We start from the raw sequence: 25,977 nt of genomic DNA on the forward strand, positions 1-25,977 counted from the left end.
TAAAATGCGTGAAATCTTGCGGTATGGAAGTTCTATGTTATCCCTAGACAGATTTAAGCATATGAATTTTAAGGGGGATTTGTTCGGTGGTGTGACCACTGCTATTATTTCTCTTCCCCTAGCCCTCGCCTTCGGGGTTGCTTCTGGTGCCGGTGCAGAAGCAGGAATGTGGGGCGCTATTCTCGTCGGTCTCTTTGCTGCCTTATTTGGCGGTTCTACCTCTTTGATTTCTGAGCCAACAGGTCCGATGACGGTTATTATGACCGCTGTTCTGACCACTATGATGGCACAGTACCCCGAAAACGGACTTGCAATGGGCTTTACTGTTGTAATGATGGCCGGGGCATTTCAGATACTACTCGGTACATTAAAACTCGGCAAATATGTCACATTAATGCCCTACAGCGTTATTTCCGGCTTTATGTCAGGTATCGGGGTCATTCTCATCATTTTACAGCTTGCGCCTTTATTGGGACATCAAGCTCCACCAGGAGGCGTGTTAGGCACGCTGGGTGCGCTACCTGCTCTACTCTTAGACTTACATTTTGCTGAGCTATTTTTAGGTATTTTAACACTGGCTATCTTGTTTTATTTACCTCAAAAGTATCGCCAATACGTACCCGCTCAATTGGTTGCATTGGTAGCAGTAACATTAGTCTCTATCATCATTTTTGATACTGACAGCATAAACCGAATTGGTGAAATACCCAGTGGTTTGCCTTCAGTAGTTTGGCCAACCTTTACCGCTGAACAGTTTACTTCAATGGTCATTGATGCACTTGTTCTGGGCACATTAGGCTGTATTGATACACTGCTCACAGCAGTTATCGGAGACAGCTTGACTCGAACTGAACATGATTCTGACAAAGAGCTTCGTGGTCAGGGTGTTGCAAACATGATTTCAGGTTTATTTGGCGCATTACCTGGCGCAGGTGCGACAATGGGTACGGTGGTGAATATTCAAGTGGGTGCACGTTCGCCCCTTGCTGGCATTATTCGCGCATTGATCTTAATGGCAGTGGTCTTTGTTGCAGGCGGTCTCACTGAACCCATTCCAATGGCAGTACTGGCCGGTATCGCGGTTTATGTAGGCTATAACATCTTGGATTGGAGCTTCATTCAACGCGCGCACAAACTGAGTATAAGTCAAATGGCGATTATGTATGGCGTGATGCTCTTAACTGTATTTGTCGACTTGATCGTGGCAGTTGGCTTAGGTGTGTTTATCTCTAACATCATGGTTATTGAGCGTTTAAGTCGAGTACAAGAGCAGCATGTTAAAGCCATTAGCGACAATGATACTGACGAAGAGGTGCCATTAAATAGCCATGAAAAGGAACTCTTAGAAAAAGCACAAGGCAAATTACTATTTTTCTACTTATCTGGACCAATGATTTTCAGTGTATCAAAAGCGATTGCGCGGCAGCACAGATATATCAGTGAATATAAAACCATGGTATTGGACTTAAGTGATGTTGCTATGCTGGATGTCACTGTGAGCTTAGCAATCGAAAATGCGATCACAGATGCTATTGATGCCAATGTTCAAGTATTTATCTACTCGCCCAACCAAGAGACGAGTGAAAAGCTGAACAAAATTAATATTCGCGAAAAGCTTGGAACCGATGCTTTCTGTCATAGTCGTGAAGCTGCGCTACACAAAGCACTTGAAGCTATGTCAATATCAACAACACAGCGCTAATTTGACTTTAAGCCATCGGCAATAAATTCAAGTAATTCTCTGACTGATGTTGGTAAATACCGTCTGGGTGGGTACACCGCCCAGACACCTTCTGACTCTGGTCTATATCCATCCAATACTTCTACAAGTTCACCTTTTTCAATGGCTTCTGTTAAATAATAATGAGGCAACTGCGCTAATCCTAACCCTTGTTTGGCGGCATCAACCAGCGCCCAACCACTGTTGCATCGGAGCCTACCTTTAACAGTCATCTGGCACTCTTTGCCGCCGTCTATGAAACGCCAAACACTCGACTGACCAACCAAGCAAGTATGTCGTTCTAGATCTCTAATGTGCTCTATCGGTGTTGATTTGGATATATATGCTGGTGAACCGCACACTAAAGTTTGCCGATGTGATAATAACCTCGCCCTCATTGACGAATCTTTCAAATTCCCCAATCGAATCGCAAAATCGAATCCCTGCTCTATTAAATCAAGCTTGTTGTTATTAAGCTCCATGTCAATTTGAATATTCGGATACAACGCCATAAACTCGTTGACCAATGGCATAATATATTGCTCTCCATACATCACTGGCGCTGTCATCTTTATCTTTCCCGCAGGTTGACTATCTCTTTGTCGAAGCGCGGAAGTCGCATCATCTAATGCATGTTGTAAGTGTTTTGCATGGGATAAAAAAACATTACCTTCCGTTGTTAAAGACAGTTTTCTTGTCGTACGGTTTAATAATTGATAGCCAAGAGTGCTTTCAAGCGTTTTAACCCGGCGACTCACTTGTGCTACCGAGGTGTCTAATTGTTCTGCGGCACTTGTAAAAGAGCCATACACCGCGACAGCTACAAACTCATCTATTCCAATCCACCTATCCATTATTACAAATCCGTAAAAGTCTTTTATTATTTTCGAGATTATCAAATTTATAATAAAGGTTATACTTAAGCTTCTCTATAAAAATAGGAAAACAAGAACATGGCACAATTTATTAAATCAAAAGCCGCCATCGCATGGGGTCCAGGCAAACCTCTCAGCATCGAAGAAGTCGATGTCATGATGCCTCAAGCTGGCGAAGTGTTGGTTAAAATTACAGCCACTGGTGTATGTCATACGGATGCTTTTACGCTATCAGGTGAAGATCCTGAAGGTGTTTTCCCTGCAATTTTAGGGCACGAAGGCGCAGGTATCGTTGAAGCTATTGGTGAGGGAGTGACGGGCCTAGAGATTGGTGACCACGTTATACCACTTTACACGCCTGAGTGTGGTGAATGTAAGTTTTGTACGTCTGGTAAAACCAACTTGTGCCAAAAAATAAGAGAAACGCAAGGTAAAGGCCTCATGCCAGATGGCACAACGCGCTTCTATAAAGATGGCGAGCCTATTTATCACTACATGGGGACTTCTACTTTCTCTGAATACACCGTATTACCAGAGATTTCTCTAGCAAAGGTTAATAAAGAAGCCCCCCTTGAAGAGATCTGCTTACTTGGCTGCGGTGTAACAACCGGTATGGGTGCAGTGCTGAACACCGCGAAAGTACAAAAAGGTGACACCGTTGCTATATTTGGTCTAGGTGGTATTGGACTGTCAGCGATTATTGGTGCAACCATGGCTGGTGCAAGCCGAATTATTGGTGTAGATATCAATACCGATAAATTTGAACTGGCAACGAAGCTTGGTGCAACTGATTTAATCAATCCGAACGATTATGATAAGCCAATTCAAGAAGTGATTGTGGACATGACCGACGGCGGCGTAGACTTCTCATTCGAATGTATTGGTAACGTCAATGTGATGCGCAGCGCCCTTGAGTGCTGCCACAAAGGCTGGGGCGAGTCAGTTATCATCGGCGTTGCTGGTGCAGGTCAAGAAATTTCAACACGCCCATTCCAACTTGTAACTGGACGCGTTTGGCGTGGTACTGCTTTTGGTGGGGTAAAGGGTCGCTCAGAGCTACCAGAAATTGTTGAAAGATATATGGCTGGTGAGTTTAAACTCAATGATTTCATTACCCATACAATGGCTTTAGATGACATCAACGAAGCATTTGATTTAATGCATAAAGGTAAGAGCATTCGCTCAGTAATTCACTACTAACAAAAACTTAAAAAGCGGTGCGTTAACACGCATTGCTTTTATCACGTTAAAACTCTTATTTAATTTTAAGTTGCCTACAATATGGAACTAATCAGCGAAAACAAAGTATTTGGTGGCATACATCAACGCTACAAGCACCAAAGTATCTCTAACAACTGCGAAATGACGTTTGCCATTTTTTTGCCAAAAACAGTCGATACAAATTGTAAGTTACCAGTACTATATTGGCTTTCTGGACTCACCTGTACAGATGAAAATTTCATGCAAAAAGCAGGTGTGTTTAAGTATGCCAACGAACATGGTATCGCCATTGTCGCGCCAGACACCAGCCCTCGTGGTGAGGATGTTGCTGATGATGAGAATGGCAGCTATGACTTCGGTCTTGGTGCTGGCTTTTATTTAAATGCCACTCAAGCGCCCTATGCATCTCACTATAATATGTATGACTACATAACGGTTGAACTACCTAAACTTATCGAGTCTCATTTTCCTGTCTCGAATAAAAAAGCCATCAGTGGACATTCCATGGGGGGGCACGGTGCGCTAACTATCGGGCTTAAAAATAGTAAGCAATATACAAGTATTTCTGCGTTTGCACCAATCACAAACCCAATGGGCTGTCCGTGGGGTGTAAAAGCATTTACCGGTTACTTGGGTGAGGATGAATCTCTGTGGGCACAATATGATGCAAGCAAGATACTGCTTGAAAACACTATCGATAGAAAGATCCCTATCAAAATTGACCAAGGCAGTGATGACGTGTTTTTAACCGAGCAGCTCAAGCCCGAAGTATTGCTTAACGCGGCTAAAACAACTGGTTACGATATCGATTATCAGCTTCATAACGGGTACGATCACAGCTACTTTTTTATTTGTTCATTCATCGAGCAACATATTCAATTCCACGCGCAATATTTAAAAGCGTAAAAATAAAAAAGGCGCTACTCCTTAGCGCCTTTGTTGCTTAACATTAATTCTATTTGCTCAGATCAGTGTACTGATTATTACCTGTAAGCTTAATCGCTTCATCGAAGCCAGGTATATGTAATTCATTTTGATCTATGGTCAGCTGCGACTCATCAACCATACCGTTACCAAAACGATATATCAGTTCATAATTACCTAAATCCGCCGCTAGCTTATACGCTTGCTGCCTCTCAGAGGTTTTTGTCAGCTTCTGCTGATATTCAGCTACCACAGCTTCACCGTGACGTTTAGCCAACAGGCGCGCTGTCACTTTTGGAGAAAACACGGTGGCCGTCGCGTTATTGCCGCCGAACCCTTTGGAGTTGATGAATGCAATGTCCATATCTCCACAATCATAGTGATAGTTACGGATATCCAAATGCTCATCAAATACATCATCAGCGACTTTATCAATTGTTGTTATACCCGGCATAATATTGTGGCTAAATACGCCCAATGCGATAGCTAGCTGATCGCCCGATGCAGGCGCAATTGTATGGCCAACATAAGCTTTAGGCGCTGCCAGCTTCCAACCATTAATTGAAAACGCTTCCGCAACTTTGTGATAAATAGCTGATTCAGTCACACGGTTTTGCGGTGTGCTAGAACCGTGTGCCAAGATGAAACTACGCTTTTGCAAAGACTCTTGTCCAACAATTTCTTGTGCCAACGCTACTGATTTTGCCATTGTAATGTAGTTACCCGGACCTGGCGCCGTAATTGACTTCTTTACACCATCCGCATTTACAAATACATCAACAACAGAGCCCATCACCTCTGCACCTAGTTCTAACGCGAGTTTGTCATCCATTAGAATAGCAACCTGAGCGCCTTCACCTATGGTAAAACCACAGTTTTCACCAAACGGACGACTCGTTCTGCGATGATCAGCTTCGTCCGTATTGTCTAACTTTTTCAACCCTTCTTCGTTTGCAAGGGCGCCCATATTTCCGAAGCCTTCAATCACTTCTGGTGTCAAAGCACATTCAACACTGGCGACAACCGCTACACGTGTACGACCTGCTTGAATATCATTGACAGCAGCTCGCAAGTTATACAAGAAAGTTGCACATGCACCCGCTGTTGAGAAAGTCGTACCTACACTGCCTGTCACATATGCATTAATAAAATCAGTAGACATGGTATTCAAACCGAGCGCAAGCTGTTTGGTGCTTACGCGATCGCCTCTTAATCGGCTTCGCACTAGGCCGCCTAAACCTTCATTGTCCATTTGACCTGCCACTGACGCTGAATAAGTGCCAATTTCATCAGGTTTAACGCTCGACATCACGCTATCCCAATCTAGGCCTGTTGATTTAATCGCGTCTGTCGCTGCGAAGATAGTCGCTTGTAAACCTCGAGGTTGATAGCGACTGTTATACATTTTTGCAGGTTCAAAGCCCGTTGGTAACTGGCCGGCTGCTTTTATCGGGTTATCTCTGTAACTATCGTGTTTTACTTCAAGTTGCTCCGGTATATGCACGTTCACAGTTTTGGCATCGACTTCTTCAACTGCCCAGCTGCTAGGTACTGGTGTCGGTAAATCTTTTTTACGACAGGTGAAACGAAGACCTTGCTCAGTATTGGCTGTAATTGTTAGCTTTTGCTGCCAATGTGTCGCGTCAACATCAAAGTGGTTTTTTTCTATTTTACGAATTAAAGTACCTGCAATAACCTGATCACCTACTTTGCTTTCAACATCTGCTTTGGAGATCACTTCGCCATCTTGAGTGATCAAATTATCACCGTCTACAGACACTAAATTCATTAACGTAGCTAGGCCTAAAAAGGTATCTGCTCTGTCGTTATGATCGAGTTTATCAAGAACGATTCTACGATATGCTTGGTGAAAAGATGTTCTACCTGCGGCATTAATACCACCCATACCGACAATAATAGGTAATGCTGTCATACTTAACTCTTTAATACTTATTTGTTGCAATAATTCTAGAATGAAGTAGATAATATAGCTTTACATAATTCGCCACTGAATTGACATTTTTCGCCAAAAAACACAAATCTAACTGTAAATATGCAAAAAGTTAAAATCGCCCTTACCCTATATGAGCAATTATTGATCACCAGTGTGACACTCCCCGTTGAAATGCTGCGTGCAGGAGAGGCTTATGCAAAACGGCATAATAAAGATGCTTACAAGCCTTTAGAAATCCACTGCCTAAGTGAAAACGGCGGCCCTGTAGAAAGCAGTATTGGCATGAGTATGGCGGTGCAAACTGATTTTCAGGCACTAGAAACTTACGACTATGTCATTGTACCCAGTATTTGGCGAAACCCCCGACCCGTGGTGAGACATAACCCCAAGCTTGCTAGAAACTTAGGCGATGCTTGGGAACAAGGTGCAACCATTATAGGTGTCGGTACGGGCGTCTGTTTTTTAGCAGAGTCAGGCATCTTAAATGGCCACTCAGCTACCACTCACTGGCATTATGCTAATCAGTTCATGAAAAGCTACCCAAGTGTGGACTTGAAACCGGATTATTTCATTACGCAGTCAGACCGACTTTACACAGTAGCAAGCCTCAATGCACTGGCTGATGTTGTCGTACATTTGATAGGGCAGTTTTATGGCAAAGATGCCGCAAACCATGTACAGCAAAACTTTTCACACGAAATAAGAAAACCATACGAAGAACAACGTTACTTAGAGGGCGCAGTTGATAGATATAGCGATGAACAGATCGCCGCAATTCAATTTTGGCTGAAAAATAATGCCAGTTCAGTTGAGTCATTAGCTTCCGTCGCACAGCAATTTGATATGAGCTACCGAAGTTTCAACAGACGATTCAAAGTAGCAACAGGAAAAACGGCAATTGCTTATCTGCAGGAAGTTCGGCTTCAACAAGCCTGCGAATTGTTGGCATCTAGCAACTTAAGTATTCAAGAAATTGCGTTGACAGTTGGATTTAATTCACAAAGCCAACTGTCGCGTGCATTTAAAGATCACATGAATCAGACACCAAGTGCATATCGCAAAATTGTCCGCAAGAAGCTATTTTCTTAGCGCAACTCGAGACCAAACCACATCCTGTTTATTGGGCATTTTACTGGGTTGATTTTGTGCTTGAAAAACCACTTTCAAGCCATACACTCGTGCCAAGCCCAAAAGTTCATCACAGCTCGCAGGAAACACATGTTTTCCCAAGCCTGCGGGCCCATTTCTCAAAGAAATTGCACAAACTCCATTTGGCGTTAACAGTTCATAGAGTCTATTAACACATCGTTTACGCTCTTGAGAGTTTAAATGATGCCAAACACCATCTAACAAAATAAAATCAAAGGTATACTTCGAATTATCAAGTAGCTCCAAATCGGGCAAACTATCTTCCAACCATTCAACCGAGCTGCCTTTATAACGGGCCTTTGCTTTGTCTAAAAACGCGGTTAATGGCTCTACAGCAACGACCTCATAACCTAACTTTGCAAGTGCAGCAGCATTTTGACCTACTCCACAACCTGCATCCAATACTCTCGAACCTTTACCTGGTAAAAATGGCAAAAAATCTTGGTTTATGTTTTCAAATTTAAGACCAAAACTTGCCTCTGCGAAAGTTTGAATGTCACTTTCATATCCAAAAGTACCTGCGACCATCTACCCTACTTTATGTTAAAAAAATATTGTTCGTATAACGGTAAAACCACAAGAAGCGCGCCTAACAGTGTAAATCGCCTCTGGACTATAAACTAATTTGCCCTATTGATAACCTAGCTTTGCGGTACAACCGATATATCGCTTTTAAATAATAAAACGAAAACAACTTGATAGAATTTAGAAAAATAAGTTGCAAATAGCTGGCAGAATACACTTTTTTCTTCTGCATATTTTTATGTAAAAATACATGCTTTACCCACCACCTCACCTTCGTAACACAGAGCAATAAAATTAACGCAGCAGGAGAAAAGCTAAGTAGCAAGGTAGCCAATAGTGCCTACTATGAGCACGATTTATAGACGTTCCTAATCAATAGGGTGCATTATGTTAACTGCATGCTTATTAAAAATACTCACTGCCTTATTCCACTCAATAAGTTCATAAAAGCAACAAACTAACTATAAAATTTATAGTGCAGTCTCCGTATCTGTATTTAAGAGCAAATTAAAGAATGTCGTCTATATAAAAAATGCGCCTTGAGCCATTAAAATCAAATTCAATCTCATCATCTAACTGTCTGCCTTTTAGAGCCTGACCCAAAGGTGAGTGCAAGGTTAGCACCATAACTTGCGTATCAATAATTGTGATTTTTAAGCCCCCTTCCAATGGGCCAATAAAATACCAAAAACAGTTTCCTTCTTCATCGCTCAGTTTAACTAACCCGCCCTCTGCCACTAAGCTGACATTGTCTGTCTTAAAAACAGACTCAAATGCGCTAATTGCACGATGGGCTTGCTCTACTCGCTCACTTTGACCTTCAGCTAAATAACCTGACTCAATACTCAAAGAGTCATACTGTGTTTCAGCGGCACTTTGTTCATGAATAGCATCCTGTCTCGCGCTATCTGCCGCCGCTTGCGCCTCATACAATTTTTTTTCTAGTGCCATCTTGAGCGCTTCAATCACAACGATTTTTTTCATTTTCTATCCAAAACAAAAAAGGGCCTTTTTAGGCCCTTTGACTACTTAATTCCGACAACTAGAACAAGGATTCAAAGCTTCCATCTGGAAACAAAATGCCCGGAATACCTCTAATCGTTCTTACATCAGCAACTAGTTTATCACCAAAATAAAAACCACCCGTATACAAATCTTTCTTTTTCTTGATATCTACCCAATAACCGTCTCGACCCCTCACAATGACATTGATATTGCCTACCAAATTTGTAACTGTAATTTCACTCACGTGACCACCAAGAATGATTGCAATATCTGCGGTAGTAAAGTCAGATAAGTCATCTGGCTCTCCTGTCACTTGTATTCTAAGATCTTTACCACCATTGAGTGCCAGCTCTAGTTGAGCTCCAAAAACCAAATCCATATCTGTTCTCAATGCCAGAGGAGAACGTTCATTCGCGTATATGCGCAGTGGTGTTACTTGATTATTGGTTGTAAGCATACCATCAACAGAAAGATGAGGTAAAATAGACTTGGTGTTACGGATACTCAAGTTTTGTCTTAAGTAGTCTACGTTGATGTTCCCAGTTAAAACCGCGTCATCCTGTGAAAGCTTTATGTCTCCAGATACGTTTGCAATGCCGATTACTTCATCGATATTATTAGGGTCAAAACTACTCTCACTGACAATTTCAAACTCGTCAAAACTAAACTCTAGTTTTGTGCCTGGCTTTGATATTTCACCTACCCCATGACCTACGATTTTATCACCAAGTGCTGGGCTGATCCTCCACTCTGGAACTGAAATATCAACGCCCACCTCAAAGCCTTGTCTTACACCAGTTATAATCCACCTAAAACCTCCTTCTGTTTGATAATCAATATCTAAACCAGGCAGGGTATAACTTCCCGGCACAGAGTTTTCAAAAGGTGAAACATGCTTTACAACATCACCAATAACCTCAAGCGCAACCAAAAACGCATCTTGGGCATCATCATTGACCAACGCTTCTACCTCTTCTAGTTTCACTTTTAGCTCTTCGCTATATTGCTCATCTTGCAAACGTAAAACACCGATAGCGTTTCGAATATGGTTCAATAATTCATTGCTATATGGCTCTATTTCAGCGTGTAGCTCCCTGCTAGAGTCTAGTCTAAGCAATTCATTTACTTCAATTAATACCTTTTCCGATACGCCTCGATACAAAGAATTAGTTTCTTCAGTAATGAGCGTCTCGATTAAGTAATCGTTAGCAAGTTGCCTATACGGAGTTAGCGCCGTACTATTACCACTCAAGCCCTCTTCGATCGCATTGACAAATAACTCGCTATCTTTCTGATTTTGACTATGTTGATGCATCACGTCGATATAGGTCATTACGTCTGACACATATTCAGCCTTTTGTTTGCTCTGAATAGTGCTTTGCGTCAAATGATTATTAGGTGCCGCTGTCAGTGACCAAATTGAACTATCTAGTTTTGAAGAGGCCAACGCACTATTAAAACTGGAGAATAATACTTGGTTAATACCCGGCACTGGTAATACAACCATCTCAAAATGAACTTCTGCATTAATAGGTTCGTCAAAGTCGATTTCATTATTACCATTTAAATCATTTGGGTCATTTAACAATGAACGGCCACACCCAGAGCGCTTAGGGCAAGTCACAACGCTACTATTTGGTGCATACATAAAGCTATATCGCCCGCCAACCGAGACAGTTAGCGCAAATTGATTCAACGACTCTATGTTATGTACCTGCTGTGAATTGTCACTCAGGTTGACCACAGTTAACTTACCACTTTTATCAACAAAATCAGGCGAGTAAAAGCGCATATTTGCTTCAAAGTTTTCAGCCGTATCATTACCAAAGCCGGGTTGAATATCAGAGACTTGAGGGACATCGGCACCACTTCCACCACAACCAGCTATTAATGCCATAAGCAAAGATAAAACACTTACTTTTTTCATTATTATTCTCCTACAACACTAAACGGATAAACCAGTTAATGTTCGCGTAGTGTGCGTCATCAAGGTCTAGGTGGTCTGTTTTGACAGAAAGCCCAAAATAGTCATTTGCAATACCGAACTCAACAGCCTTAGAATTTGTTTCATATCCAGAGAATACACGCCAACTATCATTAAAATGATAATTTATATTTCCTTGAATAAACGTATCTTTATAAAAACGGCGAGTGAATACGTCAAAAGACACTCGGTCATTTAAACGATATTGCACATCAAAAAAATATCTGGCGTCATGTTCAAAAGAATAATCTACCTCACGACCAAATGCGGATGTTCGTAAACGAACAGAAGGAGAGGTTTCAATACTATCGCCTTGTTCAGTGAATGGCACATCGGTCGTTACGCCATTTACAAAACCAACACCTGAGTATTTTGTTTCATTGATTAAATCTAACCCTTTGAAAGACAATGTCAGGTCGTCATTTACTCGCCATTTAATCGCCAAATCAATCGAGTACCCTTCACCTTCAGGACTTTGTTTCGGGGTAAATGACTTAAATAAGATATCCTTCGAGAAGAAATATTGCGTTTCTAATGCGCCCTTTATTTCATCACTAAAAACAGTACCATCAACAATAGCATCTTGAAAATGCGCACTCTGATAGTAGGTAACTTTTGGTACTATTGTGAGAGTTTCATCAACAAAGTTAAAGTCATAGGAAAAAAAGATCCCATGAGTGGTGGATTGTTTACCCTTTAAATAATATCGGTAATTTCTGGCCTCAAATGGTAAATCGTTTTTTTCTAGGTAAGTAAAAAGTGCTGTATCTGGGTCAAATTCAAGTGCATAGTTGTATCGGCTTTGAGCGCCAACCGCAACGCCTTTATATTTTACCCCAAGCTCAAACACATTAAATGTGAAGGCACTGTCCCCAGAACTGAGCGGTTTATCAAACTCATCAAGAAAAGATTTTACAGGCTGTGCTTCTGTATATATTTCTGAGTCAAACGTGTTAATTATCTCAAAATCATTGGCATATGTAGAGCTTGAGAATAGTATCGCGAGAAGAAGTGCATTTGGCTTTATCATCATTATTAGATCAAAGGCGGTAATAACCGCCTTCCTTTATTATTATGGAGAACGGTTAGTTGATGTTTTGCCCCAAGAAGTCAATATCAGTGTAATCGATAACTTGGCCATCAATGTAAGTGACTCTAAATCCATTTGTGATTTCAACAACATCACCCACCTTAACTGGCGTCGTGTCGTTGTAGAGCGTAACATCTCCAACGAGCGGCCCGTCAGTGTCAACTAAATTGACGTTAAACACATAACCATTAAACTCATTGAGCATTATTTTGGCTAAGCCTAGTTCATCATTATCATCTTCGTTTCTAAGCGCAAAATCAGCTGTAAATGATAGGTCCTCAGTGACTCCAGACATAACGATACTGGCATGTTCAATCGCACCACTTACAAACAATGGGACGGTATTACCGGCACTGTCTGTAGAAGTCAGCTCTGATGCCAAAGTACCGTTAAACCCATACTGGCCATCAACAAACTCGACAATATTGAACGTCTGTGCACTAGATGCATCAAAGTTTCTCGCATCTTCAATCGTTGTTATGCTACCGTCGATAAAGATCACAGAACATGACGCATTTGGCTGTTCAACCACATCCAGAGACCAACGTTCACACTCTGCCAAATCTGGAGATTTGACTAACACAGTTTGGCCATCGGTTGATTTTAGCGTGCCAGTCCAGGTCAAAATAATTTTGCTTGTCGCGCCGGAATTGACCTGCGCGTTAGCTAAGATATGCTCATCACCTTGCGTATTCGTTAGCTCAACTTCATAGGTATCCGTGTTGTAGCGATAAGTCCACGCTGGGTAATTAGGAGCCGTACCACTGTGAGAACCAGAATCCAAGTTTTGATCCCAAATATCTCTAACTACGTCATACACGACTTCACCGGCATTAAATACCGCATCCGCACCTTCTTTAGTGACAAATGCAACCGATGTCATTTTATCTGTGCCTGACTTACCTCTTGCGTTATCGACCGCAGATGAAACAGTACTATTTAAAGTTCGGATATCAGACTCAGTCGCCTTAAACGCTGTAACGCTTGCAGTCACTGTTTGCTGTATTGTCGTTGACTCTGTGACCAACTGCTGCGCTTCTGATCTTTGCTCTTCGGTTGTCGCCAACGCTAAATATTCTTCAGCACGTGTTTTGGCAAGCTCGATGTCATTCAAAATATCTGTGGTCAAAACATTTAGCGCATTAAACTTATCTACAGCGCTTTGCGAGCTTGTAAATGCCGTTTCCAATGCTGCTAAATCTGTACCAGCCGATGCAAATAAATTAGTCGCATCTGAAAATTGAGACTGAACATCAGCATTAGCAGTATTGAATGTTTGCTCCCGCTCCTTAGCGCGTTCTAATGCAGCTTCAGCAAGCACCTTCGCTGCACTCGAAGCATCATCCAACAATGCGACAGCTTTTTCCCTCTCTGCGTTTGCGGACGTCACCATACCAGTGACATTTGAACTCAGTGAAGCCGCGTTGTTAACAAGTGTTTGAGAATCCGTCGCAGCCGATTGTGCATCCGTAGTTAATGCCAATAGCCCCTCAGCACTTGCCAAAATTTGCCCAGCTCTTGAAACCAATGCAACTGTATCTTGTTCTAAGTTAGAGCCAGATAACTCTGCAATAAAGTCATCAGCCGCTTTCAAATAGTTTTCTTTTTCTTCTTGAGTCTGTGCAGTTTCACCTAATGCAGTAACCGCTTGCAAACCAGGCGTTAATCCATTGAATATCACATTTAAAGATGATAGTTGTGTTTGAGACTGAGTTAATGAAGCCAAAAGTTCAGTTAAGCTATCATTGATCAAAGTGCTATCGTCAGCGTTACACTCTTCTCCCTCACAGCCCAAATCTTCAACCGCATTCTTGGAGTCTTCAGCGGCGTCTTCAAGTGCATTTTCATCCGTTGCGCCCGACTCAATTGCCTGATCGCGAGCATCTTTCGCTTTTTCAGCAAGTTCGTTTAGTGATTCATCATCCAGATCTGGTGCAACTTCCTTAAGCGCCGCTTTGATCGCTTCAACATCACCACTTGCTATCGCCACGAATACCGTTGCTGTTTTATTTACTTCCTCTTGAAGTGTGACCGCAAGTTGAGCTACAGCAGCATCTTCATTACCTTTAAAGCTGCCATCAGTAACTCCTTTCTTTAATGTATCAAGCACAGAACCAAGTGAAGAACCATCACCAGAATTAGACGCAATGTTTTGCAGCGTTGAGGCAACATTGATAAGCGCTAACGTCCCCGAGTCGATGGTATCCTCTGATGTCACATCTGTGAAATCAACCGCACCACCTAAAGAAATGTCTCCAGATAACAATACGGCATCTTTTGCAGCTTCTGGACCAAGAAGGATTAATAGCGTATTCAAACTTGCATCGGCAACTGTTTCTGCGCTTACAGTACCACCATCTTGTGACACTTTTTGTAGTAACTCCGACGCCAATGTGGTGAATATTGTTGCATGTGCTGTGTAAGATTTAGTCGTACCCTCAGCACCTTTCGCTTGACGACTTGCTTGGGCTGTAATTTCTTTAACCACATTAAGTGTCAAGTCATCTTGATACCATTCACCGAAGTCAATTTCTGAGTTTGAGTTAGCGTCATTTTCTGAACTTTCTGCGTAATCACCACAACCTAAAAGCGCATCACACTTGATAAAACCGCTTGTCTTCGTCGTTTTAATTGTGATGTACAAAGCACCGCTAAACTGTTGATCAATATAAAAACCATATGTGCCGTCATCAGCGGTAAGCAGTGACTGTGGACTCTCACTGAGTATTTGTGATTTAGCTAATTCAACCGCAACGGCTTCACTGGTACCTGTCGCTGTTTTCTCTACGGTTGTTAAATCGCTCCTAAAGGCTACATCAACCAACTCACCATTTTTTAATTCTTTTACAACGAGCTCAGCACCTCTGAGTGTGCCTTTTACAGCTTTACCAGAAACAAACACATTAAAATCAACTGAAGCTGTGCCTTCAATATTTGATGGCAGAGGCTCCACAGGAACCGTACTCGTAGAGTCTTCGCTTTCAAAAAGACTGCACCCAGATAAACCGAGTGTTAATGCGACTGAAACTGAAAGAGAGGAACGGTAAATTTTTTTATTCACCACAGGAGGCCTCCTTAAATGCCTTAGAATTTTTCTTTTAATTGTTTTAAGCGTAGTTGCTAAAGAGTAAATCTCTAGTACACAAGCTACTTTTTTCCAAAATTCTTGTTAATTAATTTGCACTTACCCTCAAAAAACCCCCTAAACTTTTGCAATACCCTGACCAATCCAATACAAAAAAACAACAATATAGAAACTAGCAACATATGAAACCCACGCAATGTTACACACATGAAAACAAACCAATCAAAAAAAATCAACAAAACAATTACGCAACACACACGTAAAGAACTAACAAAACCACCACAAAATCAAAAATAAAACAATTAAAACAATAGCATAAACCTAAAAATAAAAAGAACAAAAAACACACACATTTCAGAAACGTTGCAATTCAATCAATTTAAAGATATCAAACACCAAACCCAAACAAAAATGTATACAAATTGTATCTGTTGCCAAAAAAGCAACGGGTGTTTTTTAAACAAAACGATGGGGCAAATTGATGTGTTAAATGATATAAAGCGAAAGGGTTACTTTTGGTTGCTTACCTATAACGTCATGAGGCAAAAGCAAATTAGCCGGTAAAAACGAAATTAACAGCTTATGTTTAACGGTATGAAAAGAAGTAAAGTGGATTGCTTGACGTTGAACGTTCAAATGAAGGAACCAAAACCCGCCATTGCATTTGCGCTAAATTACAGGCTCCGACCATCACTTCTGCCTGCCATAAGTCAGACTCAACTTTAGTAAATGCAATCGGGATTTTTCCCATATACATAGATACCCCTTCTATATATGCGTTGCTCAGTTTAATTCCAGGCTGTGTTTTAACGAAAATAACGAAAGGTTCTTCTGCTCTGATAAGTTTATTTGATAACCAAAACTGGGTTGAAGAGTTCACTTGGCAAGGCGCCGACTTGACACAATTTTTAGTTTTGATTGAACTTTCATTTTTTTCTGAACTTTCATGTATACTTATAGGTAGCTCTGAGCAGGACGTAAGTAAATAAATTGAAATTACCAAAGCGAACGTTGAAAAATAGCGCATAATTTAATCTGACTAAAGTCAAAATTGTGTGCCTATGATACTACGCTTATCAAGCTTCGAGGGCCAGCTAGGGGTCAATTAAATCTCGGTTTAATTGACCATGGTCATGAAAACTGAACGGTTTTAAACTACCTGCTGAAAACTTGATTGATGTCATGCTTTGGGGTGTTTTAGGTATCTTTTGTTTTGCAAAAAAATTATTATTTCCTTGCAAAAATAAGGGTTTCTCAGGCTTGCTTTGACATATTTAGCGTACGTAAAGCGGGACTGTTGAAATATAAAAGAGGGCCTGTTTTACAGGTTAATCATTTCTAAACGCATTAACTGCAGCGGAATCCAGAAAATGAGCCAAACAGTAGCATCACAAACTGAGTACAATTATACAGTTGTACGCCAATTCGCTATTATGACAGTGATTTGGGGCATCGTTGGCATGGGTGTAGGTGTTTTTATCGCAGCGCAACTTGCTTGGCCTGCTTTAAACTTCGACATTCCATGGTTAACTTACTCTCGACTTCGTCCGTTACATACGAACGCTGTTATTTTCGCCTTTGGTACTAGTGCATTATTTGCAACGTCTTACTACGTCGTGCAACGCACGTGTCAAACGCGTCTCTTCTCCGACAAATTAGCTTCATTTACATTTTGGGGCTGGCAAGCAATTATCGTTGCAGCCGCAATTACACTTCCTCTAGGTATTACAAGTTCAAAAAGAATATGCAGAGCTAGAATGGCCTATTGATATTGCAATTGCAGTCGTTTGGGTAACTTACGCAGTCGTCTTTTTCGGCACATTGATTAACCGCAAGGTATCTCATATCTATGTCGCAAACTGGTTCTATGCAGGATTTATTATCACTGTTGCTGTCCTTCACATCGTTAATAGCATGGCAGTACCGGTATCACTGACTAAATCATACTCAATCTACGCAGGCGCGGTAGATGCAATGGTACAATGGTGGTACGGTCACAACGCGGTAGGCTTCCTTCTAACCGCTGGATTTTTAGGTATGATGTACTATTTCGTTCCTAAGCAAGCTGGACGTCCTGTGTATTCATATAGATTATCCGTAGTACATTTCTGGGCACTTGTCTCTCTTTACATTTGGGCGGGTCCACACCACCTTCATTATACCGCTTTACCTGATTGGACTCAGTCGCTTGGTATGGTTATGTCGGTGATTCTATTTGTACCTTCATGGGGCGGTATGATCAACGGTATTATGACGCTGTCAGGCGCATGGCATAAGCTTCGTACCGATCCAGTATTGCGCTTCTTAGTTGTTTCTCTGTCATTCTACGGTATGTCAACATTTGAAGGGCCAATGATGGCAATCAAGTCTGTAAATGCCCTATCGCATTACACTGACTGGACTGTTGGTCATGTTCACTCTGGTGCTCTTGGTTGGGTTGCAATGATTTCAATTGGTGCTATCTACCACTTAATCCCTGCATTATTTGGCCATGCAAACATGTATAGCGTGAAACTGGTTAATACACACTTCTGGTTACACACTGTGGGTGTTGTTTTATATATCGTTGCAATGTGGATTTCAGGTGTAATGCAAGGCTTGATGTGGCGTGCAGTAAACTCTGACGGCACCTTGATGTACAGTTTCGTACAATCTTTAGAAGCTTCATATCCATTCTACATCATGCGCTTTTTAGGCGGTGTGTTCATCGTGGTCGGCATGCTAGTAATGGCTTATAACGTATACCGCACTGTTACTGCAAAAAGTGGCTCTCTCGCTACTGATGCAAACACGCAAATGGCTTAAGAGGTATCGAATATGAGCAACAATAATAATTCGACAAATAAACACGAAATTGTAGAAAAGAACGTTGGACTGATGGCGATTCTCACAGTGTTTGCCATTAGCTTCGGTGCACTAGTAGAAATAACGCCACTAATGTTCCAAGAAGACACAACACAGCCGGTTGAAGGTTTACGCCCGCTTACCGCACTCGAAATGGAAGGTAGAGACATTTATGTACGTGAAGGGTGTTACAACTGTCACTCACAAATGATCCGCCCTTTCAGAGATGAGGTTGAGCGCTATGGGCATTACTCCGTCGCTGGCGAATCTGTTTGGGATCACCCATTCCAATGGGGTTCGAAACGAACTGGACCCGATCTCGCACGTGTAGGTGGTCGTTACTCTGACGATTGGCATTATGCGCACCTGATCGACCCTCGCTCCGTAGTTCCTGAGTCAAATATGCCGGGATACCCTTGGCTAGATGAGAACGTACTGGATGGTAAATTAACCGCTAAGAAGCTTGAAGTCTTTAAGAACTTCGGTGTGCCTTACACCGACGAAGATATCAAGAATGCACAGCAAGCAGTTCAAGGGAAGACAGAAATGGAAGCCTTAATTGCTTACTTGCAACAACTTGGCACACATTTGAAGTAATTTATTATGGATTACGGCACATACAGAGGCATTTTAACTCTGGTAATTTTAGTACTGTTCATTGTGATTGTTTTGTGGGCATACAGCAAGCGTACCAAAAGTCGATTTGACGACGCTGCAAAAGCCATATTTGACGATGAAATAAAACACGACAACACAATTTCAAAAGAGGAAAAGGAGTCTGAAAAATGACTAGCTTTTGGAGTATTTGGGTCATCGTATTGACCTTAGCATGTCTGGCTCTCATTTTTGGCCTATTAATTTGGAACCTGAAAAACTACACAGGTGTCGAAGAAGGTGCCAGTTGTGGTCATGAGTTTGACGGCATTGAAGAACTCAATAATCCACTACCAAAATGGTGGACTTACATGTTCTTCGCAACATTCGTTTGGTCTGTATATTATCTTGCAATGTATCCTGGCTTAGGTAACTTTGCTGGTTTACTCGGCTGGACCAGCTCTAACCAAGGTGTCACATCGCTTGAAGAGTCTAAACAAGCGGTGTTAAACGCAAAAGATAAAGGCCTTTGGGTTCAGCTTGATAAAGAGTTTGAAGCGGCTGATGAACGCTTTGGCCCCATCTTTAAAGCATTTGCAGAGCAAGATGTACTCACGCTGGCAAAAGACTCAAATGCACTTGAGATCGGACAAAGACTTTATGCACAAAACTGTGCACAATGTCATGGTTCAGATGCGCGCGGTGGCCTTGGTTTTCCTAACCTAACTGATAAAGACTGGTTATATGGCGGCACACCTGACCAAATCAAAGAAACCTTATTGAATGGCCGCGTCGCAGCCATGCCAGGTTGGGAGGCTGCACTTGGCGAGCAAGGCGTAAAGGAAATGACCGCCTATGTGCTGAGCCTATCAGGACGTACAGTAAACCAAAAAGATGCTGATGCAGGTAAAGCTAAGTTTGGCATGTGTGCAGCATGTCACGGTGCAGATGGCACAGGCTCAGTAGCACTTGGGTTACCATTTGGAGCACCTGATTTAACGGATAATATTTGGTTATACGGCGGCTCAAAACGTGCTGTTGAAGAGTCAATCCGCCATGGTCGTGCCGGTGTAATGCCAGCATGGAAAGACATCTTAGGTGAAGATAAAGTGCACCTGTTAACGGCCTATGTATATAGCTTATCTCAAGAGAAATAAGCTTCACATAACTCGTAAGCCTCCTTTGTTGGGGGCTTACTCATAGTAAAAAGACAACAAAAATTACGTCTTTAATGACAGCCGACATCGGCACCAACAACATTGTAAAGTAGTGACAAATTATGAATCCAACTCCGTGGTATAAGAATTTTTGGCCTTGGTTTTTAATGTTTTTCCCACTTGTGACCATCATTGCATGCGTATTTTTAGTAACTTATGCTGTTGGTAATGGTCCCGATATGGTCGTCGATGATTATTACAAGAAAGGTAAAGCCATCAACCTTGAATTAAGTAAATTCGATAAAGCGAAAGCACTGTACCTGCACGGTGATTTAATCGTTGAAAATGATCGTATCAGTTTTGATTTCACCAAAGGTGATCACAGTAAAGTAAATGCATTAAAAGTGTCATTTTATCATCGTACCATCAAAAAATACGATTTCTCTACCACTCTACTTGCCAATGCCAGCGGCACTTTTACTGCGTTGCTGGATAATGAGCATAAAGGCGCATTTACCGTGTTCATTGAACCTATGGACGGCAGTTGGAAAATGAAAGAGAACTTACAATTACCAACAGATAAGCCAGTTTCTATTACACCTCAATACAAGTAACTCTTATGGCAAAAAGTTGTTTTCATTGCCTTGAAGCTGTGCCTTCTGGCTTTCAAGGTGAAGTTATTTTCGAAGGAGTCGCCAACCCTGTATGTTGTACAGGGTGCCAAGCAGTTGCAGAAACCATCCTTGCGCAAGGAATGAGTGATTATTATAAGTTTCGTACAGAGTCAAGTGGTAAAGTTGAAGAGCTAGTACCAGAACAATTAAAAGAACTGCTCAGCTATGACAACCAAGATATTCAAAAAGATTTTGTTGCTGAACAAGGCAATCTAAAAGAAGTATTACTTAGCGTTGAAGGAATAAGCTGTGCTGCATGTGCCTGGCTCATTGAGAAGCAATTACTTGCAATCTCCGGTATTAAACGCGTGGATGTTAATACATCAACACACCGAGCAATGATCTTGTGGCAAGATGAAACGACCAAGCTCAGTGAGATCATCGCTGCACTGATGCAAATTGGATACAAAGCATATCCGTTCCAAGCCGATGAAGAAGCCGCACAAAAGCAAGCCGCGGCAAAAGCTTATATGCGTCGCTTAGGCGTTGCTGGACTAATGACCATGCAAGTCATGATGTTCGCTTTTGCCATGTATTTTGGCATGTTTTCAGGAATGGAAGAAGGGTTTGAACAGTACTTCCGCTGGATAAGCCTAATTTTAGCCTCCCCTGTTATTCTATACTCTGCTCTGCCTTTCTTGACCAATGCGATCAAAGGTCTTAAAAGTTGGCAACTCAATATGGACCTACCAGTATCACTGGCAATTTTTGGTGCTTATGGTGCAAGTTGTTATGCGACCGTGATGTCTGTCGGCGAGGTTTATTTTGAATCCATCTGCATGTTCACGTTCTTATTACTACTAGGTAAGTATCTAGAGTTCAGAGCCCGCATGAAAGCAAGTGAGTTTACCGCTAACTTGCAAAAACTATTACCTCTTACCGCTAGACGATTAGCTGGTGGAACAGAAGAAGTCATTGCGGCAAAAAGCCTACAATTAAATGATTTAATCTTGGTTAAACCTGGCGAAACAATCCCTGCCGATGGCATTGTGGTTGATGGTACTAGTACAGTCGACGAATCTATGATGACCGGTGAGCACCTCCCGATTAAAAAGTTTACCAATCACCAAGTCTATGCAGGCACGCTGAATCACGATGGTGTGATCACCTTAAAAATTAATAAAGTTGGGCAGAACACACTACTTAACCAAATCATTAAACTTCAGCATAACGCTTTAATGAAAAGACCAAAAATTGTTGAAGTCACCGATAAAGTCGCCCAGTGGTTTGTGGCCTGCTTACTGATCTTTGCCTCCATTACAGCAATTGGTTGGTATCATGTCGAACCTGAACATGCATTCTGGGTCACGATCGCTGTTTTGGTTGCCACCTGCCCTTGCGCATTAAGCCTAGCTATCCCTACAGCTTTAACCTGTGCAGTTGCGACACTCACTAAAAAAGGCATCTTGATAAAAGAAGCGCATGTGCTCGAGACAACACCAAAAGTAAGTCGATATGCTTTTGACAAAACAGGTACTCTCACTGAGGGTCGATTTACCATTTCTAATGTAACAATCCTAGATGAGCAGTATACCGAATCGATGATTTTATCCCTTGCAAGCGCGCTGGAACGTTACTCTGAGCATCCAATAGCAAAAGCCTTTGTTGAGAACAAGGCAAGTTTTATAGAAATACATCAAGTCAGTGTTTCAACAGGGCTCGGAGTCAGTGGTAAGTTTGAAGGTAAACACATCGCAATAGGCAAACCTAGCTGGTTTGGAAGCCATGCATCTTTTGCACAAGCAACACTGTTTGTTGACAAGCGCCCTATCGCCGATTTTTACCTTCAAGATAAAGTACGAACAAGCGCCCCCGAAGTCATTGAATATTTACAAACTCAAAAACTGACTTGCCATATGTTAACCGGCGATAGTTCGAAAGCCGCCAGTAGTTTGTCTAACGAACTAGGGTTAGACTCTTATAAGCAGGCTTGCGCGCCAAAAGATAAACAACGAGAAGTTGAACAATGGTCTAATGAAGGACACATTGTCGCTATGGTGGGTGATGGCGTAAACGATAGCCCAGTATTTAATAGTGCACACCTATCTATCGCGATGGAAACTGGCGCGGATATTTCAAAAAACACCGCAGATGTAGTACTGTTAAATAGTGATCTAAATTCGCTAAAAATGCTACAAAGTGTGGCTGTAAAAACCAAGCAAATCATCAAACAAAATTTGACGATTTCTCTTTTGTATAACGGCTCTATCTTACCACTAGCTGCACTAGGGCTTGTGCCACCTTGGCTCGCTGTCATTGGTATGTCAGCAAGCTCCATTGTGGTCATAACTAACTCGTTAAGGTTGCTAAGGTTATGAGTATTATTTATGTATTGATCCCCATTGCTATTTTATTCGTTGTCATCGCTATTGGCGTATTCTTTTGGGCTGTCAAAAGCGAACAATTCTCAGATTTAAATAAACAAGCTCACAGCATTTTATTTGAAGATGACAAAGAGCAACATAAAAAGAGTAACGATGGAAATTAGCTTAGCCAGTGCCTTCTTTATGGGCTTAATGGGAAGTGGACACTGTCTTGCGATGTGTGGAGGTATTGCATCAAGTTTGCAACTTGCACAGTCAAAACAGCAACCGCTCATCGTTGCGTTTTTATACAACCTTGGTAGGCTTTTGAGTTACGCCACTGCTGGCTTATTAGTTGCTGCTTTAGGGGCGTCATTAGCAGAACAGCACACTGGATTTGGACTGGCTTTATCTTATTTAAGTGGTGTGTTTATGTTATTAGTTGGGCTCTATATCATGCGCCTTGCTGGTACCTTAAACTGGCTAGAAAAGCTGGGAAATGTCGTAATTTGGCAACGTCTCGTAAAGTTAAATCGGCACATTTTGCCAATCGATACCAAAACCAAAGCGCTCGCATATGGTGCTCTTTGGGGTTGGCTTCCTTGTGGTCTTGTATATAGTGCGTTGATATGGAGCCTGCAAGCAAAAAGTGCGTTACACGGTGCGTTAACTATGGTCGCATTTGCTTTAGGTACTTTTCCTGCCCTACTCGTTGCAGGACAATCAGCTCAAATACTCAACAAGTTTTTAAACCATGCCGTTACAAGGATTACACTGGGCAACCTCTTCGTATGGTATGGGTTTTACTTGATTATCATCGCTAGTAATAAACTAGTAGATTAATCTAGTTTTCTGCTTGTTAATATTAGATAATGGCAAGTAGTACATAAGCAGGTAAAAGCAGGAGTTTTTAATTGCTTATATGGTGAAAATTTCGAAGTACTTAACTTAAAAAGAATATTTAAGTTTTTATTTTTGGCAATTTTTTAATTTATTTATTATGTGCGTCTAAGAGTAATGGATTAATTATGGATTTAAATAATCGCTCCAAAAGTCAGTGTACAATCAGTTGTACAAATTGCAGTATAAGCCAACTTTGTCTACCTTATTCCCTGAACGGTAACGAGATGGACAAGCTCGATGAAATTATCGAACGTAAAAAGCCTTTACATAAAGGAGACTTTTTATTCGAGTCTGGCTCACAACTTCAAGCAATTTATGCCGTTAGGTCTGGCTCATTTAAATCTTACACCCTATCTGAACAAGGCGATGAGCAAATAACTGGGTTTCATCTAGCAGGTGATTTAGTCGGTTTTGATGCCATCAACAAAATGCAGCATCAAAGCTTTGCGCAAGCCCTTGAGACGTCAATGGTGTGCGAAATCCCGTTTGAAACACTGGATGAGCTCGCAGGTAAGCTACCAAAGCTTCGACAGCAAATCATGCGATTAATGAGTAACGAGATCAACTATGATCAAGAAATGCTGTTGTTACTCAACAAAAAAACCGCTGAAGAAAGGCTTGCAACCTTTATCTTTAACTTATCTAATCGGTTCGGTGAACGCGGCTTTTCTCGAAAAGAGTTCCGTTTTACTATGACTCGAGGTGAAATAGGTAACTATTTAGGTCTTACCGTTGAAACGATCAGCCGCCTGTTAAGTCGTTTTCAAAAGGCTGGCTTAATTAAGGTTGAAGGTAAATTTATTACCATTTTAGAGCCTGAAGGCTTAGCTGCGGCAGCTGGTATTACGGCTTGATCTAAACCAATATTTGTGCTCAATTCACTTTATACCTTGGCTATATCAGTTACACTCAAAGTATATTGATTAGCCAAGTGCCATAGGAGGCTTTTATGGACAAGATAAAGAGAATTCTCACTGTTATTGATCCCACCAAAGAGCAGCAAAATAGCCTTGAACGCTCTATTAGTCTCGCACAAAAAACCGGTGCAACAATAACAGCATTTCTGTCAATCTATGACTTTTCGTATGAAATGACGACCATGCTCTCCAAAGATGAGCGTGAAGCAATGAGACATGCCGTCATCAAAGATAGAGAGGAATGGATTAGAATATTTATAGAAAAATATACCGACCTCGATATTCAAGCAAAAGTGGTGTGGCATAATCGCCCTTACGAAGCCATTATCGAAGAAGTACTTAATGAACAATTTGACATTGTTATCAAGTCTACGCACCAACACGATACATTAAAGTCTGTAATATTTACCCCCACTGACTGGCACCTAATACGTAAATGCCCTACCCCAGTACTGTTGGTAAAAGAGCACGCTTGGCCAGAGCATGGTGAAATCATCGCAGCGGTAAACTCGGTTAGCGACAATGAGCAGCACCAAGAATTAAACAAACGTATTATTAAAGATGCACTATTTATTTGTGACCTCGCTGATGCCTCTTTAAGTCTAGTCAATACCTACCCAGCTACGCCTGTAAATATTGCAATAGAAATCCCAGAGTTTAACCCATCACAGTATAGTGAGGCGGTTAAAAAACATCATGAAGATGAAACCTGGTCTTTAGCAAGCCAATTTAATATTGCGAGAGAGACCTGTATCATTGAAGAGGGTCTACCGGAAGATGTTATCCCTTCTGTCGCAGAGAAAAAATCTGCCGAGCTTGTCGTCATAGGTACGGTAGGAAGAACAGGGTTAAGTGCCGCTTTAATTGGTAATACGGCAGAACATGTTATTGATAGCTTAGATTGCGACGTCTTAGCACTCAAACCTGATGGGTATAAAAGCCCCTTAGAAAACTAGCTACTGAGCAGTCCGATATTCAGTATCGGACTTTTCTTCAATGCATCAAGTTCCAGTATATTGTCTATAGCATAAATAGATAAACAACCCCTACAAA

The 25,977-nt window shown here is 41.5% G+C and carries 21 protein-coding genes and 1 pseudogene; 14 read left to right on the plus strand and 8 right to left on the minus strand.

Annotated elements, in window-relative coordinates; genetic code table 11:
• Positions 1 to 34 precede the first annotated feature (34 nt).
• Positions 35 to 1,702 (plus strand): SulP family inorganic anion transporter, encoded by a 1,668-nt coding sequence (locus JF50_RS08355; protein ID WP_039609007.1) that lies wholly within the window; start codon positions 35 to 37, stop codon positions 1,700 to 1,702.
• Here the strand turns inward: JF50_RS08355 and JF50_RS08360 are convergent.
• Positions 1,699 to 2,574, minus strand: a complete 876-nt coding sequence (locus tag JF50_RS08360; protein ID WP_039609008.1) for a LysR substrate-binding domain-containing protein — start codon at positions 2,572 to 2,574, stop codon at positions 1,699 to 1,701. The two genes, JF50_RS08355 and JF50_RS08360, sit on opposite strands and share 4 nt — an antisense overlap.
• Positions 2,575 to 2,673: 99 nt before the next feature.
• On the opposite strand from JF50_RS08360, the gene JF50_RS08365 reads away from it, so the two are divergent.
• Positions 2,674 to 3,795 (plus strand): S-(hydroxymethyl)glutathione dehydrogenase/class III alcohol dehydrogenase, encoded by a 1,122-nt coding sequence (locus JF50_RS08365; protein ID WP_039609009.1) that lies wholly within the window; start codon positions 2,674 to 2,676, stop codon positions 3,793 to 3,795.
• Between the two features lie 81 nt (positions 3,796 to 3,876).
• Complete coding sequence (gene fghA / locus JF50_RS08370; RefSeq protein ID WP_039609010.1) at positions 3,877 to 4,722, plus strand: S-formylglutathione hydrolase; 846 nt, start codon at positions 3,877 to 3,879, stop codon at positions 4,720 to 4,722.
• Positions 4,723 to 4,771: 49 nt separating this feature from the next.
• On the opposite strand, the gene JF50_RS08375 is transcribed toward fghA, so the two are convergent.
• Positions 4,772 to 6,673 (minus strand): beta-ketoacyl synthase, encoded by a 1,902-nt coding sequence (locus JF50_RS08375; protein ID WP_039609011.1) that lies wholly within the window; start codon positions 6,671 to 6,673, stop codon positions 4,772 to 4,774.
• Between the two features lie 120 nt (positions 6,674 to 6,793).
• Between JF50_RS08375 and JF50_RS08380 the strand changes: the two genes are divergently transcribed.
• A complete protein-coding gene (locus tag JF50_RS08380) occupies positions 6,794 to 7,783 on the plus strand; it encodes a GlxA family transcriptional regulator (RefSeq protein ID WP_039609012.1) in 990 nt (329 codons plus the stop codon).
• On the opposite strand, the gene JF50_RS08385 is transcribed toward JF50_RS08380, so the two are convergent.
• From JF50_RS08385 to JF50_RS27135, 6 genes are all read right to left on the minus strand, one after another.
• Positions 7,772 to 8,371 (minus strand): class I SAM-dependent methyltransferase, encoded by a 600-nt coding sequence (locus JF50_RS08385; protein ID WP_039609013.1) that lies wholly within the window; start codon positions 8,369 to 8,371, stop codon positions 7,772 to 7,774. The genes JF50_RS08380 and JF50_RS08385 overlap by 12 nt on opposite strands.
• A gap of 504 nt (positions 8,372 to 8,875) precedes the next feature.
• Complete coding sequence (locus tag JF50_RS08390; protein WP_039609014.1) at positions 8,876 to 9,352, minus strand: GreA/GreB family elongation factor; 477 nt, start codon at positions 9,350 to 9,352, stop codon at positions 8,876 to 8,878.
• 58 nt (positions 9,353 to 9,410) lie between these two features.
• Positions 9,411 to 11,300, minus strand: a complete 1,890-nt coding sequence (locus tag JF50_RS08395) for a hypothetical protein (protein ID WP_039609015.1) — start codon at positions 11,298 to 11,300, stop codon at positions 9,411 to 9,413.
• 10 nt (positions 11,301 to 11,310) lie between these two features.
• Positions 11,311 to 12,390, minus strand: coding sequence for a hypothetical protein (locus tag JF50_RS08400; RefSeq protein ID WP_235423407.1), 1,080 nt, complete (start codon positions 12,388 to 12,390; stop codon positions 11,311 to 11,313).
• A 52-nt stretch (positions 12,391 to 12,442) separates the two neighbouring features.
• A complete protein-coding gene (locus JF50_RS08405) occupies positions 12,443 to 15,511 on the minus strand; it encodes a hypothetical protein (RefSeq protein WP_039609016.1) in 3,069 nt (1,022 codons plus the stop codon).
• Positions 15,512 to 16,118: 607 nt separating this feature from the next.
• Positions 16,119 to 16,289, minus strand: coding sequence for a hypothetical protein (locus JF50_RS27135; RefSeq protein ID WP_160290458.1), 171 nt, complete (start codon positions 16,287 to 16,289; stop codon positions 16,119 to 16,121).
• A gap of 613 nt (positions 16,290 to 16,902) precedes the next feature.
• Here JF50_RS27135 and ccoN point away from each other — a divergent pair.
• From ccoN to uspE, 10 genes and pseudogenes are all read left to right on the plus strand, one after another.
• Positions 16,903 to 18,337: pseudogene (ccoN, locus tag JF50_RS08415) on the plus strand (cytochrome-c oxidase, cbb3-type subunit I).
• 12 nt (positions 18,338 to 18,349) lie between these two features.
• The gene (gene ccoO, locus JF50_RS08420; protein WP_039609018.1) at positions 18,350 to 18,973 is read left to right on the plus strand and encodes a cytochrome-c oxidase, cbb3-type subunit II; all 624 of its coding nucleotides are present in this window, start codon (positions 18,350 to 18,352) and stop codon (positions 18,971 to 18,973) included.
• A 6-nt stretch (positions 18,974 to 18,979) separates the two neighbouring features.
• On the plus strand, positions 18,980 to 19,165 hold the full coding sequence (locus JF50_RS08425; protein ID WP_039609019.1) for a cbb3-type cytochrome oxidase subunit 3: 186 nt from the start codon (positions 18,980 to 18,982) through the stop codon (positions 19,163 to 19,165).
• On the plus strand, positions 19,162 to 20,127 hold the full coding sequence (ccoP, locus tag JF50_RS08430; protein WP_039609020.1) for a cytochrome-c oxidase, cbb3-type subunit III: 966 nt from the start codon (positions 19,162 to 19,164) through the stop codon (positions 20,125 to 20,127). The genes JF50_RS08425 and ccoP overlap by 4 nt, the downstream gene beginning before the upstream one ends.
• 122 nt (positions 20,128 to 20,249) lie before the next feature.
• Complete coding sequence (locus JF50_RS08435; protein ID WP_039609021.1) at positions 20,250 to 20,741, plus strand: FixH family protein; 492 nt, start codon at positions 20,250 to 20,252, stop codon at positions 20,739 to 20,741.
• A 5-nt stretch (positions 20,742 to 20,746) separates the two neighbouring features.
• Positions 20,747 to 23,119: a heavy metal translocating P-type ATPase gene (locus JF50_RS08440; RefSeq protein ID WP_039609022.1), complete on the plus strand. Its 2,373-nt coding sequence runs from the start codon at positions 20,747 to 20,749 to the stop codon at positions 23,117 to 23,119.
• The gene (gene ccoS / locus JF50_RS08445; RefSeq protein ID WP_039609023.1) at positions 23,116 to 23,289 is read left to right on the plus strand and encodes a cbb3-type cytochrome oxidase assembly protein CcoS; all 174 of its coding nucleotides are present in this window, start codon (positions 23,116 to 23,118) and stop codon (positions 23,287 to 23,289) included. The genes JF50_RS08440 and ccoS overlap by 4 nt, the downstream gene beginning before the upstream one ends.
• Positions 23,279 to 23,947 carry a sulfite exporter TauE/SafE family protein gene (locus JF50_RS08450; RefSeq protein ID WP_039609024.1) on the plus strand — a complete coding sequence of 223 codons (669 nt, stop codon included), beginning with the start codon at positions 23,279 to 23,281 and terminating at the stop codon, positions 23,945 to 23,947. Before ccoS ends, JF50_RS08450 begins: the two co-directional genes overlap by 11 nt.
• Positions 23,948 to 24,132: 185 nt before the next feature.
• Positions 24,133 to 24,861, plus strand: a complete 729-nt coding sequence (locus JF50_RS08455) for an FNR family transcription factor (protein WP_039609025.1) — start codon at positions 24,133 to 24,135, stop codon at positions 24,859 to 24,861.
• A gap of 95 nt (positions 24,862 to 24,956) precedes the next feature.
• A complete protein-coding gene (gene uspE / locus JF50_RS08460) occupies positions 24,957 to 25,880 on the plus strand; it encodes a universal stress protein UspE (protein WP_039609026.1) in 924 nt (307 codons plus the stop codon).
• The last annotated feature ends 97 nt before the right edge of the window (positions 25,881 to 25,977 follow it).

It is taken from the genome of Pseudoalteromonas luteoviolacea (assembly GCF_000814765.1).
Classification (GTDB): Bacteria; Pseudomonadota; Gammaproteobacteria; order Enterobacterales; family Alteromonadaceae; genus Pseudoalteromonas; species Pseudoalteromonas luteoviolacea_H.

What these genes read in the sequence shown, in the direction of transcription:
- fghA (WP_039609010.1), top strand. Translation starts at nt 3,877, where the DNA reads ATGGAACTAATCAGCGAAAACAAAGTATTTGGTGGCATACATCAACGC.
- JF50_RS08450 (WP_039609024.1), top strand. Translation starts at nt 23,279, where the DNA reads ATGGAAATTAGCTTAGCCAGTGCCTTCTTTATGGGCTTAATGGGAAGT.
- JF50_RS08365 (WP_039609009.1), top strand. Translation starts at nt 2,674, where the DNA reads ATGGCACAATTTATTAAATCAAAAGCCGCCATCGCATGGGGTCCAGGC.
- JF50_RS08400 (WP_235423407.1), bottom strand. Translation starts at nt 12,390, where the DNA reads ATGATGATAAAGCCAAATGCACTTCTTCTCGCGATACTATTCTCAAGC.
- JF50_RS27135 (WP_160290458.1), bottom strand. Translation starts at nt 16,289, where the DNA reads ATGTATATGGGAAAAATCCCGATTGCATTTACTAAAGTTGAGTCTGAC.
- JF50_RS08390 (WP_039609014.1), bottom strand. Translation starts at nt 9,352, where the DNA reads ATGAAAAAAATCGTTGTGATTGAAGCGCTCAAGATGGCACTAGAAAAA.
- JF50_RS08360 (WP_039609008.1), bottom strand. Translation starts at nt 2,574, where the DNA reads ATGGATAGGTGGATTGGAATAGATGAGTTTGTAGCTGTCGCGGTGTAT.
- JF50_RS08395 (WP_039609015.1), bottom strand. Translation starts at nt 11,300, where the DNA reads ATGAAAAAAGTAAGTGTTTTATCTTTGCTTATGGCATTAATAGCTGGT.
- JF50_RS08440 (WP_039609022.1), top strand. Translation starts at nt 20,747, where the DNA reads ATGGCAAAAAGTTGTTTTCATTGCCTTGAAGCTGTGCCTTCTGGCTTT.
- JF50_RS08455 (WP_039609025.1), top strand. Translation starts at nt 24,133, where the DNA reads ATGGATTTAAATAATCGCTCCAAAAGTCAGTGTACAATCAGTTGTACA.
- JF50_RS08380 (WP_039609012.1), top strand. Translation starts at nt 6,794, where the DNA reads ATGCAAAAAGTTAAAATCGCCCTTACCCTATATGAGCAATTATTGATC.
- ccoP (WP_039609020.1), top strand. Translation starts at nt 19,162, where the DNA reads ATGACTAGCTTTTGGAGTATTTGGGTCATCGTATTGACCTTAGCATGT.
- JF50_RS08355 (WP_039609007.1), top strand. Translation starts at nt 35, where the DNA reads ATGTTATCCCTAGACAGATTTAAGCATATGAATTTTAAGGGGGATTTG.
- JF50_RS08375 (WP_039609011.1), bottom strand. Translation starts at nt 6,673, where the DNA reads ATGACAGCATTACCTATTATTGTCGGTATGGGTGGTATTAATGCCGCA.
- JF50_RS08385 (WP_039609013.1), bottom strand. Translation starts at nt 8,371, where the DNA reads ATGGTCGCAGGTACTTTTGGATATGAAAGTGACATTCAAACTTTCGCA.
- ccoO (WP_039609018.1), top strand. Translation starts at nt 18,350, where the DNA reads ATGAGCAACAATAATAATTCGACAAATAAACACGAAATTGTAGAAAAG.
- JF50_RS08435 (WP_039609021.1), top strand. Translation starts at nt 20,250, where the DNA reads ATGAATCCAACTCCGTGGTATAAGAATTTTTGGCCTTGGTTTTTAATG.
- uspE (WP_039609026.1), top strand. Translation starts at nt 24,957, where the DNA reads ATGGACAAGATAAAGAGAATTCTCACTGTTATTGATCCCACCAAAGAG.
- JF50_RS08425 (WP_039609019.1), top strand. Translation starts at nt 18,980, where the DNA reads ATGGATTACGGCACATACAGAGGCATTTTAACTCTGGTAATTTTAGTA.
- ccoS (WP_039609023.1), top strand. Translation starts at nt 23,116, where the DNA reads ATGAGTATTATTTATGTATTGATCCCCATTGCTATTTTATTCGTTGTC.